The organism is Kocuria marina, from assembly GCF_000786655.1.
GTDB classification, from domain to species: Bacteria; Actinomycetota; Actinomycetes; order Actinomycetales; family Micrococcaceae; genus Kocuria; species Kocuria marina_A.
On sequence record NZ_JROM01000045.1, the window covers coordinates 18,999 to 36,791 of the forward strand.

15 protein-coding genes are annotated in these 17,793 nt (G+C 69.7%); 7 read left to right on the forward strand and 8 right to left on the reverse strand.

The window, feature by feature from the left end:
• Window positions 1–3: 3 nt before the first annotated feature.
• Window positions 4–1,287, forward strand: coding sequence for an aminotransferase-like domain-containing protein (locus AS25_RS10080; RefSeq protein WP_253270550.1), 1,284 nt, complete (start codon window positions 4–6; stop codon window positions 1,285–1,287).
• A 59-nt stretch (window positions 1,288–1,346) separates the two neighbouring features.
• Window positions 1,347–2,561, forward strand: coding sequence for a M20 family metallopeptidase (locus AS25_RS10085; RefSeq protein WP_035964829.1), 1,215 nt, complete (start codon window positions 1,347–1,349; stop codon window positions 2,559–2,561).
• Between the two features lie 9 nt (window positions 2,562–2,570).
• Here AS25_RS10085 and AS25_RS10090 read toward each other — a convergent pair whose 3' ends face one another.
• Window positions 2,571–3,971, reverse strand: coding sequence for an MFS transporter (locus tag AS25_RS10090; RefSeq protein WP_035964831.1), 1,401 nt, complete (start codon window positions 3,969–3,971; stop codon window positions 2,571–2,573).
• 179 nt (window positions 3,972–4,150) lie between these two features.
• Between AS25_RS10090 and AS25_RS10095 the strand changes: the two genes are divergently transcribed.
• Window positions 4,151–4,813, forward strand: coding sequence for a GntR family transcriptional regulator (locus AS25_RS10095; RefSeq protein ID WP_035964832.1), 663 nt, complete (start codon window positions 4,151–4,153; stop codon window positions 4,811–4,813).
• 13 nt (window positions 4,814–4,826) lie between these two features.
• Here AS25_RS10095 and AS25_RS10100 read toward each other — a convergent pair whose 3' ends face one another.
• From AS25_RS10100 to AS25_RS10110, 3 genes are read right to left on the reverse strand one after another with little or no spacing between them, the layout of a single operon-like run.
• A complete protein-coding gene (locus AS25_RS10100; RefSeq protein ID WP_035964835.1) occupies window positions 4,827–6,317 on the reverse strand; it encodes an NAD-dependent succinate-semialdehyde dehydrogenase in 1,491 nt (496 codons plus the stop codon).
• Window positions 6,318–6,370: 53 nt separating this feature from the next.
• Complete coding sequence (locus tag AS25_RS10105) at window positions 6,371–9,394, reverse strand: FAD-binding and (Fe-S)-binding domain-containing protein (protein ID WP_035964837.1); 3,024 nt, start codon at window positions 9,392–9,394, stop codon at window positions 6,371–6,373.
• Window positions 9,391–10,680, reverse strand: coding sequence for an aspartate aminotransferase family protein (locus AS25_RS10110; protein ID WP_035964839.1), 1,290 nt, complete (start codon window positions 10,678–10,680; stop codon window positions 9,391–9,393). The genes AS25_RS10105 and AS25_RS10110 overlap by 4 nt, the downstream gene beginning before the upstream one ends.
• A 66-nt stretch (window positions 10,681–10,746) precedes the next feature.
• Between AS25_RS10110 and AS25_RS10115 the strand changes: the two genes are divergently transcribed.
• The 3 genes from AS25_RS10115 (at window position 10,747) to AS25_RS10125 (ending at window position 12,806) form a co-directional block, all read left to right on the forward strand.
• On the forward strand, window positions 10,747–11,853 hold the full coding sequence (locus AS25_RS10115) for a D-2-hydroxyacid dehydrogenase (RefSeq protein WP_437123716.1): 1,107 nt from the start codon (window positions 10,747–10,749) through the stop codon (window positions 11,851–11,853).
• Window positions 11,854–12,100: 247 nt separating this feature from the next.
• On the forward strand, window positions 12,101–12,280 hold the full coding sequence (locus AS25_RS10120) for a hypothetical protein (protein WP_035964840.1): 180 nt from the start codon (window positions 12,101–12,103) through the stop codon (window positions 12,278–12,280).
• A 52-nt stretch (window positions 12,281–12,332) separates the two neighbouring features.
• Window positions 12,333–12,806 (forward strand): peroxiredoxin, encoded by a 474-nt coding sequence (locus tag AS25_RS10125; protein ID WP_035964842.1) that lies wholly within the window; start codon window positions 12,333–12,335, stop codon window positions 12,804–12,806.
• 163 nt (window positions 12,807–12,969) lie between these two features.
• On the opposite strand, the gene AS25_RS10130 is transcribed toward AS25_RS10125, so the two are convergent.
• The 4 genes from AS25_RS10130 to AS25_RS10145 form a co-directional block, all read right to left on the reverse strand.
• Window positions 12,970–13,977 carry a glycine betaine ABC transporter substrate-binding protein gene (locus AS25_RS10130; protein ID WP_035964844.1) on the reverse strand — a complete coding sequence of 336 codons (1,008 nt, stop codon included), beginning with the start codon at window positions 13,975–13,977 and terminating at the stop codon, window positions 12,970–12,972.
• Window positions 13,978–13,979: 2 nt separating this feature from the next.
• Window positions 13,980–14,693: an ABC transporter permease gene (locus AS25_RS10135; RefSeq protein WP_035964846.1), complete on the reverse strand. Its 714-nt coding sequence runs from the start codon at window positions 14,691–14,693 to the stop codon at window positions 13,980–13,982.
• 68 nt (window positions 14,694–14,761) lie between these two features.
• The gene (locus AS25_RS10140; RefSeq protein WP_253270551.1) at window positions 14,762–16,171 is read right to left on the reverse strand and encodes an ABC transporter ATP-binding protein; all 1,410 of its coding nucleotides are present in this window, start codon (window positions 16,169–16,171) and stop codon (window positions 14,762–14,764) included.
• Complete coding sequence (locus tag AS25_RS10145) at window positions 16,164–16,805, reverse strand: ABC transporter permease (protein WP_035964848.1); 642 nt, start codon at window positions 16,803–16,805, stop codon at window positions 16,164–16,166. The genes AS25_RS10140 and AS25_RS10145 overlap by 8 nt, the downstream gene beginning before the upstream one ends.
• Before the next feature lie 334 nt (window positions 16,806–17,139).
• On the opposite strand from AS25_RS10145, the gene AS25_RS10150 reads away from it, so the two are divergent.
• Window positions 17,140–17,694 (forward strand): type 1 glutamine amidotransferase domain-containing protein, encoded by a 555-nt coding sequence (locus AS25_RS10150; protein ID WP_035964849.1) that lies wholly within the window; start codon window positions 17,140–17,142, stop codon window positions 17,692–17,694.
• The last annotated feature ends 99 nt before the right edge of the window (window positions 17,695–17,793 follow it).

Below are 17,793 nucleotides of genomic sequence, written 5' to 3' on the forward strand. Positions count from 1 at the left end.
CTCATGACCATGACCCCGCACGTCACCACCGTCCGGTCCCTGGACCCCCGCCCCACCGCGGGTGTCTCGGGACCGGCCACCCAGGGCCTGCTCCCGCTCGCGTCCCGCTCGGACGGGCTCGTGGGCTCCGTCATCGATTCGTCGACCTCGTTACTGGCCGCCCAGACCCACGACATCGTGCGTTTCGCGATGGGCGCTCCCGCGGCGGAGGTGATCCCCACGGAGGAGTTCCGACGGATCGCCGGGGAGATCCTCACGGACGCAAGCTTCACGTACGGCGCCACCGAGGGTGAACCGGACCTGATCGACACGGTCGTGAACCACTTCTCGGACAGTGCCTCCGATCCGGAGCGCATCGTGATCACCTCCGGCGGGATGCAGGGTCTGGATCTCGCGTTCAAACTGTTCGTGGACCCCGGTGACCTGGTGGTCGTGGAGAGCCCCACCTACACCAACGGTTCCGGCACGGCGCTCAGCTACGGCGCGGACGTCCTGGAGGTCCCCGTGGACGACGACGGCATGGACGTCGACGCCCTCGAGACGCTCGTGGCCGAAACGGGCCGCACGCCCCGGATGATCTACACGATCCCCAACTTCCAGAACCCGTCCGGCACCACCCTGAGCGAATCCCGACGGCGCCGCCTGCTCGATCTCGCGCACACGTGGGGCACCATGATCCTCGACGACGACCCGTACGGCGAGCTGCGCTTCTCCGGCGATCCCGTCCCCGGGTTCCGCGAGCTCAGCCCGGACGACCCCCTGGTCTTCTCGGTACGCACGTTCTCCAAGATCCTGGCCCCGGGCCTGCGAGTGGGCTGGGTCGACGCCGATCCCCGACTGCGCGCGCTGCTGATCGCCGGGAAGCAGGCCATGGACACGTGCGCGAACGTCCCCGCCCAGCACATCGTGGCCGAGTACATCGCCCGCGGCGGCTACGACGAGCACCTCGCCGGGTTGCGCACCGAGTACAAGCGCCGCAAGGAGGCCATGGACGCCTCCATCGCCGCCCACCTGGGCGATCGAGTGCGCACCACGGACCCGGACGGCGGCTTCTTCCTATGGGTCACCCTGCAGGGCGACGACGCACGGGTGTCCTCCTCGCGATTGTTCGAGATCGCGTTGGCCGAGGGTGTCGCGTTCATCCCGGGCCCGGCGCTTTCACCCTCGGGGCGGTTCCAGGACGCGTTCCGGCTGTGTTTCGCCTCGAGCACCCCCGAACGCATCGAAGAGGGACTGCAGCGACTCGCACGGGCCCTGGACATCGCCCGGGGAGAGCTCGACCGATAGCTCCGACCCGGCCACCTCGGCGCAGCGCCACCCATTCGGACTGGATAAGGAGACCCATCATGAGCCGCGACGGCGTGCGGTGCAGCCCGCAGGAGCAGGCCGTGCTCGACCTCATCGACACGGACGAGCTCGTGGACCTCACGTGCGCCCTGGTGAATGCCGCCGGCGAGAACCCCGGGGGCACCGAGGAGGACACCGCCCACGTCCTGGAGCGAGCAGCGAGCGAGCGCGGATTGACTGCTCGCAGCGACGTCGTGTCCCCCGGTCGGCCGAACGTGGACGTGGACCTGCCCGTGGGCGGTCCCGTGGCGGACGGGCCGGGGCTGCTGTTCCTGGGCCACTCGGACGTCGTGCCCGCGGGGCCCGGGTGGACGCGGGCGCCGTACGACGCGGTGGTCGACGGCGACCGGCTGTACGGGCGCGGGGCCACGGACATGAAGGGCGGGCTCGCCTCGGTGCTGTGTGCCATGGACGCCCTGCGCCGCTCGGGTGTGTGCCTGTCCGGACCCGTGAGGCTGTCGTCCACCGTGGACGAGGAGGACCTGGGTCTCGGGATCCGGCAACTCACCGCGCGGGGGCTGGGGCGTGCGTTCCTCGGCTGCGTGGTGGCCGAACCGACCGACCTGCAGACCGTGATCGCGTGCCGCGGGGACGCATACCTGGAGGTCGAGATCACCGGTGTCCCCGCGCACTCGGGGCGCCCCGCGGACGGGCGCAACGCGATCGATGCCGCGGCGGCCCTGCTGCGCCTGATCCGGCGGGACCACGAGGAACACGCCCGCCGCAGCGATCCGCTGCTGGGGTCGCCCACGTGGAACGTGGGCAAGATCGAGGGCGGCCGGGCCACCTCCATGGTGGCGCCGTCCTGTCACGTGTGGTTGGACCGGAGGCTCATGCCGGGTGAGGACCCCGAGCGCATCGTCGCCGAGCTGCGCGCGGCGGTGGACCGTGCGGGGATCACCGGCGACGGGATCTCCCTGGACGTGGAAATCACCATGTCCATGCCGGGTTTCCGCACCGACCGGGAGCACGAACTCGTCACCACCGTGCACGACGCCGTGGCGGACGCGGGCGGCGCAACGTCGATCGGCGGGTGGACGGCCGCGTGCGACGGCGGGTTCATCGCGCGGGACCACGGCGTGCCCACGGTGGTCATGGGACCCGGAGGACTCAACGACCAGGCGCACCAGGTGGACGAGTCCGTGAGCGTGAAAGAACTTTCGCAAGCGGCCAGGGCATACACCCTGACCGCGTTGCGTCTGCTGTCCCGCTGAACGGACCGGCTACCGCCGGGCGACCACGGGCATCTTGCCCGTCTCCGGGATCTCCGTGCCGCGCAGGGACGCCCCCACGGTCTCCTTCATGAACTTGGCGGCGATCAGGCCGATCACGCACGCGCCCATCATGTAGAACGCGGGGATCAGCGGGTTGCCGGTCGCCTCGATGAGCGCCTCGTTGACCAGCGGGGCGGTGCCGCCGAAGATCGCCGTGGACACGTTGTAGGTGATCGCGAACCCGGCGTAGCGCACCTGCGTGGGGAACATCGCCGGGAACGTAGCGGAGATGCACGCCAACTGGGGGATGTAGAGCAGCCCCAGTACCGCGAAGCCCAACAGGGCCCACCAGAAGCCGTTGGCCATGAGCATGTACATGGGGATCGACATCACGATCAGACCGATGAGCGAGAAGTACCACATGGGTTTACGCCCGAGCTTGTCGGAGAGCTTCCCGGCGAACGGGATCACGAGCATCATGGCGAACTGCGCGATGAACATGATGGTCAGCACCGTCTGCGAGGACATCTCCGTCTGGCCCTCGAGGTACGTGGGCATGTAGCTCAACAGCGTGTAGTTGACCACGTTCACGGACACGACCAGCCCGGCCATGATGAGCATGGGCTTCCAGTAGGTGGTGACCAGTTCCTTGAGGGCCATGCCCGCGGATTCCTCCGAGTGGCCGGCTTCCTCGAGCTCCAGGAACACGGGCGAATCCGCCAGCTTGGACCGCAGGTACAGGCCGATCAGGCCCAGCGGGCCGGCCAGCAGGAAGGGGATCCGCCAGCCCCACTCCATCATGGCGTCGTTGCCCAGGGTCACCTCGCCCATCAACACGATCAGTGAACCCAGCGCGAAACCGCCCAGGGTGCCGAACTCCAGGAAGCTGCCCAGGAAGCCGCGCTTCTTGTCCGGGGCGTACTCGGCCATGAACGTGGCGGCACCGCCGTACTCACCGCCGGTCGAGAAGCCCTGGATCACACGCAGCAGCACGAGCAGGACGGGTGCCACGAAGCCGATGGTCGCGTGGGTGGGCAGGATGCCGATGCAGAACGTGGCACCGGCCATCAGGATAATGGTCAACGCCAGGATCTTCTTGCGCCCCAACCGGTCACCGAGCGGACCCCAGAACAGTCCGCCCAGAGGGCGGACCAGGAACGACAGGGCGAACGTACTCAGGGCCAGCAGCGTGCCGGCCTCCCCCGGGAAGAAGTTCTGGGTGATGTACACGACCGACACGGCGTACACGCCGTAGTCGAACCACTCCGTGGCATTACCGATCGCGGAGGCGGCCACCGCGCGGCGCACGGTACTCGCGTCCGGTTCCGGGTGTGACGACGCCGCGGGGGACGTCGTCTCGCGCGGGTCCCGCGATTCGTGGGGCAGATCGGGTTGATGTTGCGAATTCATGGAAACCTCCATGGTGCAATCGGTGGGCGCCGGCGCGCCCGGGATCGGTCCGGCATCGAGAGATCATGGAGCCTGGCGGCCCGTGGACCGTTTGATTGTCGACAATCCTACCCATAGGCTGTGCGATACGTAAGACTTGGATGCGCGGACCTTCGGGTCTGCCCGGACCGGAGGCGGCCATGCCCGGCAATCTGCTGCGACCCGTGGTGCAGGAAACCACCCCGTCCTTGTTGGCCCGGCAATTACGCCAAGCCATCGGTGCGGGCGAGCTGGCCCCCGGCCAACAGCTCAACGAGATGCAGTTGAGCCGCTCCCTGGGCGTGAGTCGGGGTCCGTTGCGCGAGGCCATGCAGCGCCTCACCCAGGAAGGCCTCCTGCTCAGCGTGCGCAACCGCGGGGTGTTCGTCACGCAGATCACCGACGACGACGTCCGGGACCTCTACCTCGCCCGGGGCGCCGTGGAGCGCGCGGCGGCCGCCCGGGTGATCACGACCGATCCGACAGGGGCGGCGCAGCGTCTGGGTGAGAAGGTCGAGGAGATGTCCCGGGCGATCGATCACGGGGACACCGCCTCGCTCACGGAAGCGGACGTGCAGTTCCACGCGTTGCTCGTGGAGCTCTCGGGCAGTCCCCGCCTGATCCGCATGCACGACACCCTCATGGTCGAGACCCGCATGTGCATGACCGCTCTGGAAACACGGTACGCATCGCACAGTTTGCGCCTGGAGGAGCACCGCGAGATCACGGAGGCCATCGGGGCGGGCGAAGCTCCCCGCGTGGACGCGCTGCTGCTCGAACACATGCGCGATGCCGTGATGCGGTTGACCTCGAGCGACGACTGACCCGCCCCCCGACTCAGCCGCGCGGCACGGCCACGTACTTGTACTCGAGGAACTCCTCGATCCCCACGCGTCCGCCCTCGCGTCCGAGCCCGGACGCCTTGACGCCGCCGAACGGTGCCGCGGGATTGGAGACGATCCCCGTGTTCAGGCCCACCATCCCGACCTCGAGGGCGTCGCTCACGCGGAAGCTGCGATCCACGTCCTGGGTGAACAGGTAGCCCACGAGTCCCCACGGCGTGTCGTTGGCCAGCTCGAGCACCTCGTCCTCCGAGTCGAACGGGATCACCGGCGCCACGGGACCGAAGATCTCTTCACTCATCAGTTTGGAGTCCGGGTCCACCCCCTGCAGCACGGTGGGCTTGTAGAAGAATCCGGGCCGGTCGGGGCGGGAACCACCGCACTCCACGGTGGCGCCGCGGGCCACGGCGTCGTCCACGAGTTCCTGGACCTTGTCGAGCGCCTTGGCCTCCACGAGGGGCCCGACGTCGGTGCCGTCCTGGGCGCCGTCGCCCACCGAGAGTGCCCCGAGCCGTTCGGCGAGCTTGCGGGAGAACTCGCTCATCACCGAGCGGTGCACGAACAACCGGTTGGCCGCGGTGCACGCCTCCCCCATGTTGCGCATCTTGGCCGCCACGGCGCCGTCCACGGCGCGATCCAGGTCCGCGTCCTCGAAGACGATGAACGGCGCGTTGCCACCCAGTTCCATGGAGGAGCGCATCACGTGCTGCGCCGCCTGTTCCAACAGGCGCACGCCCACCTCGGTGGACCCGGTGAAGCTGACCTTCCGGGCGATCCCGCTGGCCATCCACGGGCCCACGACCGAGGACGCCTTCTTGGTACACACCACGTTGAGCACCCCGCGGGGCAGACCCGCCTCGATCAGGATGTCCACGAGGGCCAGCGAGGACAGAGGGGTGAGGTTCGCGGGCTTGAACACCATGGTGCACCCCGCGGCCACGGCCGGACCGATCTTGCGGGTGCCCATGGCCAGGGGAAAGTTCCACGGCGTGACCAGGACGCACGGCCCCACGGGCTCCTTGGACACCATGATCCGGTTCTTGCCGTCCCCGGTCATGGTCTGATCACCGCCGATCCGCACGGCCTCCTCGGAGAACCACCGGAAGAACTCGGCGGCGTACGCGACCTCGCCCCTGGCCTCGGCGAGCGGTTTGCCCATTTCCGTGGTCATGACGAGGGCCAGTTCGTCCTGGCGCTGCATGATCAGCTCGTAGGCCCGGCGGAGGATCTCGCCGCGCTCACGCGGGGGTGTGGCCGCCCACTGCTTCTGCACGCGCCCCGCGGTCTCGATCGCGCGCCGGGCGTCCTCCGGGCCGCCGTCCGCGACCGTGGCGATGACCTCTTCGGTCGCGGGATTGACGACGTCGAACCGGGCACCCGAGGCGGCCTCGCCCCACTGCCCGTCGATGAACGTGCCCGTGCTGACCTTGGCCACCGCGTCGAGGGCGGCCCGGGAGGTGCGGTGTTCGGTGGTGTGTGCGCTCATGGGGTTTCCTTCGTCGGTCGTGGGTACGTGTCGGAGGGCATCGGTGGACCTGATCACGCGGTGCCCGATGGTTGGGGTCCGGTCGCTGCGGGCCCGGGGTCCAGGATCTGTGCGATGTGCAGGCCGCGAGCGCCGGGATCCACGTGGCCCACCTGCATCGCGCACGAGAACCCGTCCGTGAGAACGGCGGTGTCCGGTGCGGCCGCGCGCAGCGCCGGCGCCAGGGACGTCTCGGCCACGAGCATGCTGACGTCGTAGTGCTCGGCCTCGAAACCGAAGTTGCCCGCGACGCCGCAGCACCCGTTCGCCTCGCTCACCTCCGCCACTCCCGCGACGGCCAGGGCCCTGCGCTGGGTCGCTGGGCCGAACACGGAGTACTCGTGACAGTGGGTCTGGACCACGGCGCGCCGCGGTACCGGCGCGGCCGGTGGGGCCACGTGCCGCTCACCCGCCCACGACGCGACGTACGCGGCGAAACTCGTGACCCGGCGTGCCACCCGCCGCGCCTGTTCCGTGGGGACGAGTTCGGGCAGGTCCTTGCGCAGTGCTGCGGCGCAACTGGGTTCCACGACGACGATGGGGCGCTCGGACCCGTCGTCCAGCGCGGCCGCGGCACGGGTCAGTAGCTTCTTGGCGGTGCGCAGCTGCCCCGTGGAGATCCAGGTCAGCCCGCAGCACACGTCCGCCGAGCACTCCACCGCGTCCCCCGCGCCGGCAAGGACCCGCGCGGCGGCACCGGCCACCTCGGGCCGGAAACCGCGGGTGAAGGTGTCCACGAACAGCACGACATCCAGTCCGCCGGGCGCGTCCGCGACGTGGGCCCCGGCGGGAGCGAGAACACCGGGGCGCTGGGAGGGGACACCGGTGCGCGGGGCGGACCGAGCGGCGTCGTCGACCTCCCGGCGCCACTGCCCGGAACGGGCGAACCGCGGCAGGGCACGGTGCGAGGTGAGGCCACCGAGCCGTGCGGCGGGTCCGCCCAGCGGCGTGGCCAGGACCGCGTTGACGAGCGGCGCGATCCGCCCGGCGATCCCGAGCCACCGCGGCAGCCAGCCCAGGGAGTAGTGCGAGCGCGGCCGGATCCGGTGCGCGTAGTAGTGGTCGAAGAACTCGGACTTGTAGGTGGCCATGTCCACCCCCGCGGGGCAGTCCGTGGCGCACGCCTTGCACGAGAGGCACAGGTCCAGGGCCTCGCGGGCGTCCTGGGAGCGCCAGCCCTCGGCCACGGTCGCGGCGCCGCGGACCATGTCCTGCAGCACCCGGGCGCGCCCGCGCGTGGAGTCCTTCTCGTCCCGCGTGGCCCGGAAACTGGGGCACATCACGCCACCGCCGTCCGCGCGGCACCGCCCCACACCGATGCACCCCTGGACGGCGTGCACCCAGGGGTCGGGCTGGGCGTCCCGCCCCGATTCGCGGGCGGTCTTCGCGGCGCCGACCGGCTGCAGGTCGAAGCTCGTGCGCCACTGCCGGTCCGGGACACCTTCCAGCGCCAGGTGAGCGTCGATGGGCGCCGGATCCACGATCGAGCCCGGGTTCAACAGCCCCTCGGGATCCCATGCGCGCCGGAACACAGCGAAGGCCTCGAGCACCTCGGGCGAGTACATGAGGGGCAGCAGCGCGGAGCGTGCCCGGCCGTCCCCGTGTTCCCCGGACAGCGAGCCGCCGTGGCGCACCACCAGGCGGGCGGCGTCCCGGGTGAACTCGCGGTACACCTCGCGACCGCGCTCGGTGCGCAGGTCGAACGTGATGCGGATGTGCATGCACCCGGCGCCGAAGTGCCCGTACATCACACCGTCGAGGTCGTACTCGCCCAGCAGCGTGCGCAGTTCGGCGAGGTAGTCGGCCAGGTTCTCGGGGGCCACCGCGGAGTCCTCCCACCCCGGCCAGGACTCACCTCCCGTGGCCAGCCGCGACGAGAGCCCCGCGCCGTCCTCGCGGACCCGCCACAGGTTCGCGCGTCCCTCCGGATCGGCGACGGCGATCCCCTCCACCAGGCGGCCGTTCCCACCGAGCCGCGCGAGCAGTTCGTCCGCCTGCCCGGCCACCGCCTCGCGCGTGTCACCGTCCAGGTCCACGAACAACCACGCGTTGCCCTCGGGCAGGCCCGTCACGGAATCCGGTCCGCGCCGCCACCGCATGGTCTCCACGATCGCCTTGTCCGTACCCTCGACCGCGGCGGGTGAGAACTCGAGGATCGTGGTCACGTCCCGAGCGGCGTCGACCACGGTGTCGTACCCCAGGCAGACCAGCAGCGCGCTCGCGGGCTTGGGGACGAGCCGCATGCGCGCGCCCACGACCAGCGCGCACGTCCCCTCGGAGCCCACCAGGGCGCGGGCCACGTGAAACCCTTTCTCGGGGAGCAGGTTCTGCAGGTGGTACCCGGACACCTGGCGCGGGATCCGGCCGAGCTCGAGCCGGAACGCCGCGAGGTACTCGCGGGCCAGCGCGCGCAGCTCGCCGCTCAGTTCGTCCGCCCGCAGCACCGAGGCGCGGTCGTCGGGGTCCGTGGCGCACAGTCCGGTCGCGGTGGCGGTGAGCCGTGCGCCGTCCGTGGTCACGACGTCGATCTCGACCGTGTGATCGCTCGTGCGCCCGTACCGCACGGAGTGGTTGCCACACGCGTCGTTGCCGATGGCCCCGCCCACCGTGGCACGGTTCTTGGACGAGGGGTCCGGCGCGAAGGTGAGCCGCTGACCGGTCGCGGCCTCGACCTCGCGGGTGAGGGTCGCAAGGACCACACCGGGTTCCACGGCGACCGTTCCCGCGCCCGGGTCGATCTCCAGGATGCGGTTCATGTGCCGCGAGAAGTCGACGACGACGCCGCTGCCCACCGCATTGCCCGCCATGGACGTCCCGCCGCCCCGACTGACCACGGGGGTGCGGGTGTCCGCGCACGCGCGCACCGTGGCCACGACGTCGTCCACGGTGCGCGGGAACACCACGGCCAGCGGACGCACGCGGTAATTCGAGGCGTCGTAGGCGTACTCGGAGGTGCGGCGCTCGGACGCGTCCACCTCCACACCCGAGCCACGCAGCCGGGAGATCACGGGGTACGCGGTGACCGGTGCGGCCGTCATCGGCTCCCTCGGTCCCCGGTGGTCGCGCCGGACGGCGACGTGACGGCGGCCAGAGCGGCGTCGAACCGCTCAAGACCCTGCTCGATCTCGCGTTCGGTGACCACGAGCGCGGGGATCAATCGGACCACGTTGCCCGCGGGGCCGCACGTGAGGGTGAGGAGGTCCTGGTCCACCGTGGCCTGCTGGACCGCCGCGGCGGTGGCGGCGTCCGGTGAACCGTCCGCGGCGGTGAACTCGATGCCCTGCATGAGCCCCAGGCCGCGCACGTCCCCGAGCACGGGGTAGCGGGTCTGGATCTCCTCGAGCCCGGCCCGGAGCTGCTCACCACGCTCCCGGGAGTTCTCGACCAGGCCCTCCTCCTCCACGACCCGCAGGGTGGCCACACCCGCCGCCGCGGAGACCGCGTTGCCGCCGTAGGTCCCGCCCTGGGAACCGGGCCACCCCTGGGACATGAGCTCGGTGGAGGCCGCGATCGCGGAGATCGGGAAGCCGGAGGCGATGCCCTTGGCCATGATCTGGATGTCCGGGGAGGCGGTGGAGTGCTGGTGCCCCCAGTACTTGCCGGTGCGGCCCACGCCGGCCTGCACCTCGTCGAAGATCAGGAGGATGCCGTGGCGGTCCGCCCGTTCCCGCAGTCCCTCGAGGAACCGCGGGGGCGTGGGGATATAGCCGCCGTCCCCCAGTGCGGGTTCGATGAGGAACGCCGCGGTGTCCTGGGGCGCGGTACGTGTCATCAGCAGGTAGTCGAGTTCCTGCAACGCGAAGTCCACGGCGGTGTCCATGTCCCAGCCGTAGCGGTAGGCATAGGGGAACGCGGACATGTGCACGCCGGCCATGAGCGGCGAGAAACCGGCGGAGAACTTGGTCCCGGCGGTCGTCAGGGAGGCCGCCGCCACCGTGCGGCCGTGGAACCCACCCTGGAACACCACAATGTTGGGACGACCGGTGGCCATGCGTGCCAGGCGGATGCCGGCCTCCACGGCTTCCGACCCCGAGTTGGCGAAGAACAGGGAGTCCAACCCCGCGGGCAGCACCTCCCCCAGACGCTCGGTGAACTCGAGCAGCGGCGGGTGCATCACGGTGGTGTACTGCGCGTGGATCACCTTGCCCACTTGTTCGCGCGCGGCCTCCACCACCTTCGGGTGGCAGTGACCGGTGCTGGTCACGCCGATGCCCGTGGTGAAGTCCAGGTACTCCCGCCCGTCGGTGCCGTGGATCCAACTCCCGGACGCGTGATCGACCACGACGGGAGTTGCCTGCTTGAGAAGGGGGCTCAGGGATGCCATGCGTCACATTGTCCGAGCCGGATCGAATGATTGTCAACAATCAGCGGATTGGCCTAGGGTGCGATGATGACGCAGCAACGGCCACCCGCCCAGCCCTCCCACGACATGCACGCATCCCCCGAAGCACCCCGCGCCGAGGCCGGTCGTCCGGCTCGCGATCACCGAGTGTCCGGTGACGACGACGCCGCGGCGCACAGTGCAGGACGCCGTCCCCGCCTCGTGGTCCTCACCTCGCCCGACGCACCTCCCCTACCCAATGCCGCACGCATCGAGGACATGGTGGACGTGGCCTACACGCACGCGGACGATCTCGAGTCCGCGCTCCCCGGGGCCAGGGCGTTGCTGGTGTGGGACTTCTTCTCCACGGCACTGCGGGACGCGTGGTCCGGCGCGACCGACCTCGAATGGATCCACGTGGCCGCCGCTGGCGTGGACTCGCTGTTGTTCGACGAGTTGCGCGCCTCGGACATCACCGTGACGAACGCGCGCGGCGCCTTCGACGTACCGATCGCGGAATTCGTGCTCTCATCCGTCCTGGCCCACAACAAGCAGCTGCACCGCAGCAAGCAGCTGCAGAACGAGCGGACGTGGCAGCACCGCGAGTTGCAGCGAACGAGCGGTCAGCGTGCTCTCGTGGCCGGTACGGGCGGAATCGGTCGGGCCACGGCCAGGCTCCTGCGGGCGGCCGGCCTGCGGGTCACGGGAGCCGGGCGCACAGCGCGCGAGCACGACGAGGACTTCGGCACGGTGGTCGAGAGCAGCCGGCTCGCCGAGCACGTGGCGGACGTGGACCACCTCGTGCTCATCGCGCCGTTGACGGACCGGACCCGAGGACTCCTGAGCCGCGAGGTCCTCGCGACCATGAAACCCACGGCGCACGTGATCAACGTGGGCCGCGGAGCCCTCGTGGATGAGGACGCCCTGGTGGAAGCACTGCACGAGGGGCGCATCGCGGCGGCCTCGTTGGACGTGTTCGACCAGGAACCCCTCCCCCGCGACCATCCATTCTGGACGATGCCCGCCGTGCACATCTCGGCGCACATGAGCGGGGACGTCATCGGTTGGCGGGACACCCTGGCGGAACAGTTCGAGGCCAACCTGGTCCGATGGCTCCGCAGCGAGGAGTGGGAGAACGTCGTCGACAAGCAGCTGGGGTACGTGCGGGGTCGCTGAGGCGGGGCGCGCCGGACATGCCAGCCCTTCGGGAACGCCGGCCACACGGTGATTGCCACCCCTGCACCACGCCGGGCCCACCCCCGAACCCGGGCCCTCGGACCCCGGATCCCGCATGACATCGCAGGCACACCACACCTTTGTCATGTCCCGAGAAATTTACCGTCCACCCCTTGACGTGTGATGCGCATTACAGTAAATTTCATATCACGGAAACTCACTTCCGTAATATGAAAGGAAGAAGATCATGGTGAATGCACCCGCCACCGCAGCACACGTGTCCTACTTCAAGTACACCGGCGATACCCTGGACCCGGACTTCTGCCCCAACGGCCGCGTGGGCCACAGCCGCTCCGCCGAGATGTGCACCCTGGCCATCTCCGCCGCGTGCGTGGGGGCCGCCCTGTCCCGCATCTTCGCGCGCTGAACCACGCCGGACCTCAGCGCCGCAGCCCGTCCCCGACCCACGAGGAGCCCACATGTCACGCGAACTCTCCACCGGAAAACCCGCCCCCGCGCTGCGACTGACCGCACACGACGGCAGCACCGTGGACCTTGCCGACGCCACCCGCAACGGCACCGTGGTGTACTTCTACCCCAAGGCCTTCACGCCGGGGTGCACCACCGAGGCATGCGACTTCCGGGACAACCTGGCCGCGCTGAAGGGCCAGGGCTACGACGTCTACGGTGTCTCCGGTGACGACCCCCAGGAGCTCCAGCGCTTCGTCACCGAGTACCACCTGCCCTACACACTTCTCTCCGACCCCGATCACGCCGCCGCCAAGGAATGGGGCGCGTGGGGGGAACGCACGATCAACGGCGAGACCTCCGAGGGTCCGCTGCGATCCACGTTCGTGATCGACCCGTCCGGCAAGCTCACCCACGCCCAGTACCGCGTGGACGCCCAGGGCCACGTGGCCCGACTGGTCTCCGAACTCTCCGACGCCTCCTGAACCGGGACGCGTCCCCCAGACTCCGTGCGGGCAGTGGCCTCCTGGTCGCACGGTGACAGCGGCAGCCACCTCCGGGTGGCTGCCGTCTTGTCGTCTACGCCCGGGTTGTCGCGCGGGGCTCCGACCGGCGCCGTTCGCGTCATGACGACGCCGCCGCGCCGGGTCAGCGCCGCGTGATCAGGCCCTGCGAGACCATCCAGGCGAACGCGACGTCGCCAGGTTCCTCGCCGTCCTCGTCCACGCGGCCGTTGAGCTCGCGCATGGTCTCGTCGGTGAGCAGCGGGGAGACCTGACGGAAGACGTCGTCGAGCTGCGGGTACTTCTCGAGCGTCTCGGTCCGGAACACGGGTGCGGCGTTGTACGCCGGGAAGAACTCGCGGTCGTCCTGCAGGATCCGCAGGTCCAGGGAGTTGATCCGCCCGTCCGTGGTGAAGACCTCCCCGAAATTGCAGTCACCCTCGTCCGTGGCCGTGTAGACGGCCCCGGTGTCGTACACGCCGATGTTCTCGTCCGGGACCCCGTTCGCGGCACCGCGCTCGAGCCCGTAGGCCCGCAGCATGGGGTTGAGACCGTCCGGTCGGGAGTTGAACTCGGCCTCCACGCAAAAGGTCCGCTCGCTCACGGGCAACTGCGCGATCTGGGAGAAGTTCTCGATGTCCCCGAGCTGCTCCGCGGCCTCGCTTCGCACCGCGAACCGGTACGTGTTGTTCAGCGGCGCCGGTTCCGTCCACGTGAGCCCGTTCTCCCGGTCCGCGTCCCGCACCGCTTCCCACTGCTTGCGCTGGTCCGCGATCCCGCTCTCGTGACCGAGGTACGTGATCCACGCGGTCCCGGTGTACTCGTACGTCATGTCCCCCTCGCCGGAGAGCATGACCTCGCGCGTGGGCTGACTGCCGGGAATGTTCGTGAAGTCGGTGACCTCGAACCCGGCGGCCTGGGCGGCCAGGACGGCGATCTTGCCCAGGATCAGCTGCTCCGTAAAATTCTTGCCCGCGACCGTGATGTGCGCGTCGTCCGGGAGTCCCTCGATGTGCTGGATCTTCCCCGGTCCCGCGGGCGGCACGTAGGAGGACGCCGGTTGCAGTCCGCACCCGGTCAGCAGGAACAGACCGACGACGGCGCCCGCTCCGGCTGCGACGGCCCGCCGGCGGGGTTCGCGTGCTCGCGTCATGGTCACAGTCCCTTCGGTCGCGCGACGTGTTCCACGAACCGACCCAGCCAGTCCACCACGAGGGCCAACAGCGCCACCAGGACGGAGCCCACGATCAGCACCGTGGTCAGATTCAGGTTCACGCCCGTGGTGATCAGGATCCCCAGCCCGCCGCCGTTGATGAACGTGGCGAGCGTGGCGGTGCCCACGAGCAACACCAGGGCCGTGCGGATCCCCGCGAGCATGATGGGCACCGCGAGGGGCAGCTCCACGCGGAACAACACCGCCGCTGAGCTCATACCCATGCCCCGTCCCGCTTCCACGAGGCGCTGATCCACTTGCTGCAGACCCACCATGGTGTTGCGCAGCACCGGCAGGATCGCATAGGCCACGAGCGCGATGATCGCCGCCCAGAAGCCGAAGCCCACCAGGAATGCGAGCAGCACCACCAGCCCGATCGCCGGTGCCGCCTGACCGATGTTGGCCACGACCATCACGGCCCCGCTGATGCGCCGCAGCGGGCCGCGGGTGAGCAGGATGCCCAGGGGGATCGCGATCGCGAGGACGAGCACCGCGGCCACGGCCGTGAGCCGCAGGTGTTCGAGCGTGTAGTTCCACAGGTTCCCGGGAGCCAGCGTGGCCCGCTCCGTCTGGCTGAGGTCCCCGAAGGCCAGGAAGGACCACAGGGCAGCGAACACCACGCACACACCCGCGAGCTGCAGCCACAGGGCCCGCATGGTCCCGCTGGCCAGTGTCTGTGCAGCCACTCGTCCCGCATCGGGGGCCTGCGTGCGGACGGTCCCGCTCATGACCTGCCCTCCGGCTCACGCCCGTGCGGGGCGTCCCGGGCGGGGTCGAACGCGGAGGCGCCGGATGCGGCGTCGTCGTCCGCGGGCGTGGACGCACGGGACTCGGCGCCCGCGCCCTCGACGGCACGGGGCTCGTCGACGGGCTGAGCGGCCCCGGTCGAATCGGGCACCGCTGCATCCTCCGGGCCGGGCACCGCGGCGAACTCACCGGTGTTGGTGCCGGCCGGGGTGACCGAGTCCTCGCGGGCCGCCGACTGGGACGAGGCGATCGCGTCCATGATCGTGGCAATGGTGACCAGGCCCGTGAACCGGTCCCGGCGGTCCACCACGATCGCGCTGCCCGTGCTGCCCATGAGCATCGCGTCCAGGGCGTCGTTGAGGGTGGAGTGCGCGGTGACGATCGGGAGATCGGGGTCCGCCGTGGTGGGGAAATGTCCGAGCCGTTCGACCTGGCGCCGTGAGTACCAGCGCAGCGGCCGGTGCTGCGGATCCAGGACCACCACGTTCTGTTCCCGCGCGGCGTCGAGCTGGGCCGCCACGTCCCGGGGAGCCTCGTCCGACGTCGCGACCGGCGACTCCGCCAACGGCACGTCCCCCACGCGGCTGAGGGTCAGCTGCTTCAGGCCCGCGCCCGAGCCGATGAAACTCTCCACGAACTCGTTGGCGGGGTTGGCCAGGATGCGCTCCGGGGAGTCGTACTGCACGAGCTGGGCGCCCTCGTCGAACACGGCGATCCAGTCACCGAGCTTGACCGCCTCGTCGAAGTCGTGGGTCACGCACACGATCGTCTTCTGCAGCTCGGCCTGGATGTTGAGCAGCTCGTTCTGCAGCCGCTGCCGCGTGATGGGGTCCACGGCGCCGAACGGTTCGTCCATGAGCAGCACGGGCGGATCGGCCGCGAGCGCCCGGGCCACCCCCACGCGCTGCTGCTGTCCTCCGGAGAGCTCCTTGGGGTAGCGGTCCCGGTAGGTGTCCGGGTCCAGGGACACCAACTCGAGCAGCTCGTCCACACGGCGGGCGATCCGTTGCTTGTCCCAGCCCTGCATCTTGGGCACCAGCCCGATGTTGGTCCCCACCGTCATGTGGGGGAACAGCCCGCCGGCCTGGATCACGTACCCGATGTTGCGGCGCAGTTCGTCACCGTCCATCCCGGTCACGTCCTGACCGTCGATCACGATGCTGCCGCTCGTGGGTTCGATGAGTCGGTTGATCATCTTGAGCGTGGTGGTCTTGCCGCACCCGGAGGGGCCCACGAACATCACCACGCTGCCCGCGGGGATCTCGAGGGTCAGTCCGCCCACCGCGGGTTCGTTCTGTCCCGGGTAGCGCTTGGTGACCTGGTTCAACAGGATGGCCGCGCCACTCACGTCCCGGGTGGGTGTTGCCGGTGCAGTTGGATCAGACACGGATACCTCGCGAAGTGGTGAGACGACCGATGACTACCAGCACCAGGTCGAGGACGACGGCCAGGACGATGACTCCCACGACACCCACGACGACCGATTCGAAGGCATTGGCACCACCCAGGCGGGACAGGCCGGAGAAGATGAACCCGCCGAGCCCCGGGCCCAGCGTGTAGGCGGCCACGGCGGCGATGCCCATGACCATCTGGGCGGAGACCCTGATCCCCGCCATGATCACGGGCCAGGCCATGGGGATCTCCACGGTCGCCAGGGTGCGCAACCGGCCCATGCCGATCCCCCGCGCGGATTCCACCACCGAGGCGGGGATCCCGCTCAGCCCCACCACGGCGTTACGCAGGATGGGCAGCGTGGCGAAGAACGTCACGACGATCACCGCGGGCACCACACCGAAACCGAACGGGGCGATGAGCAGACCGATCAGCGCGAAGGACGGGATGGTCAAGCCCATGGCCGACAACCCGTTCGCCAGGCCACTGGCCGTGGCGTTGCGGTAGACCAGCGCGGCGATGACCACGGCCAGGACCGTGGCGAGCACCAGGCATTGCGCCACCAGGCTGAAGTGCTGCCAGGACGCAAAGAGGATCTCCTCGCGGCGCTGGGTGATGAAGTCCCACATGGGCGGTTCCGTCTCCTGGGTCTCGGCGCGGACTGCGTTAAGGACGGAAGACGTGTCTCGGCGCCGCTGCGGAGACCTCGCCCAGCGGAACGGGGGTGCATGCCCACGTTCCCGGTGGCCTTGGGTGAATTGTAATGGATCTGCCCGCGGTCCCCACCGAACGCGCGGGGTCGACGACGACGCCGCGCCCCGGGTGAGGGGGCCCGCGCCGGTGCCGCTGCGGCGTCGTCCCCCGGGTGTGCCGCTGTGAGCGGAACCGGCCCCGCGAGCCTTGCCGCGCCCCGGACGCGGTGCCACAGTGGACAGTGACACCCGATAGAAAGGACCCTTAGCAATGGCCGAATTGTCCGGAAAGAAGATCCTCCTCCTCAGCGAGAACCAGGGCGTGGAGCAGGACGAACTGAAGGTTCCCGCGGAGAAGCTGCGCGAGGCGGGCGCGGAAGTGACCGTGGCCGCGCCGGAGACCGGTGAGATCAAGTCCCTGGTCAGCGACTGGGACCTGGGCGAGACGTTCCCCGTGGACCAGACCATCTCCAGCGTGAACGAGTCCGAGTACGACCTGTTGCTGCTGCCCGGTGGCACGCTCAACGCGGACTCCCTGCGCCTGAACGAGGACGCCCAGAAGATCGCGAAGTCCTTCGTGTCCTCGGGCCGGCCCGTGGCGTCCATCTGCCACGGACCCTGGCTCCTCGTGGAGACCGGCGTGGTGGACGGCAAGACCCTCACGTCCTACGCGTCGCTGAAGACCGACATCACCAACGCCGGCGGCAACTGGGTGGACCAGGAGGTCAAGGTGTGCCCCGCCAACGAGTGGACCCTGATCACCTCCCGGAACCCCGGTGACCTTGAGGCCTTCGTGGGTGCGATCAAGGAGCAGTTGAGCGTCTGACCCCATCTACGCACCGACGCACTGTGGGCCCCGCCGGATCCGGCGGGGCCCACAGTGTCTTTGGGGGTGGCTCGGTAAGGGCGGCGCGGGTGGCTTCGG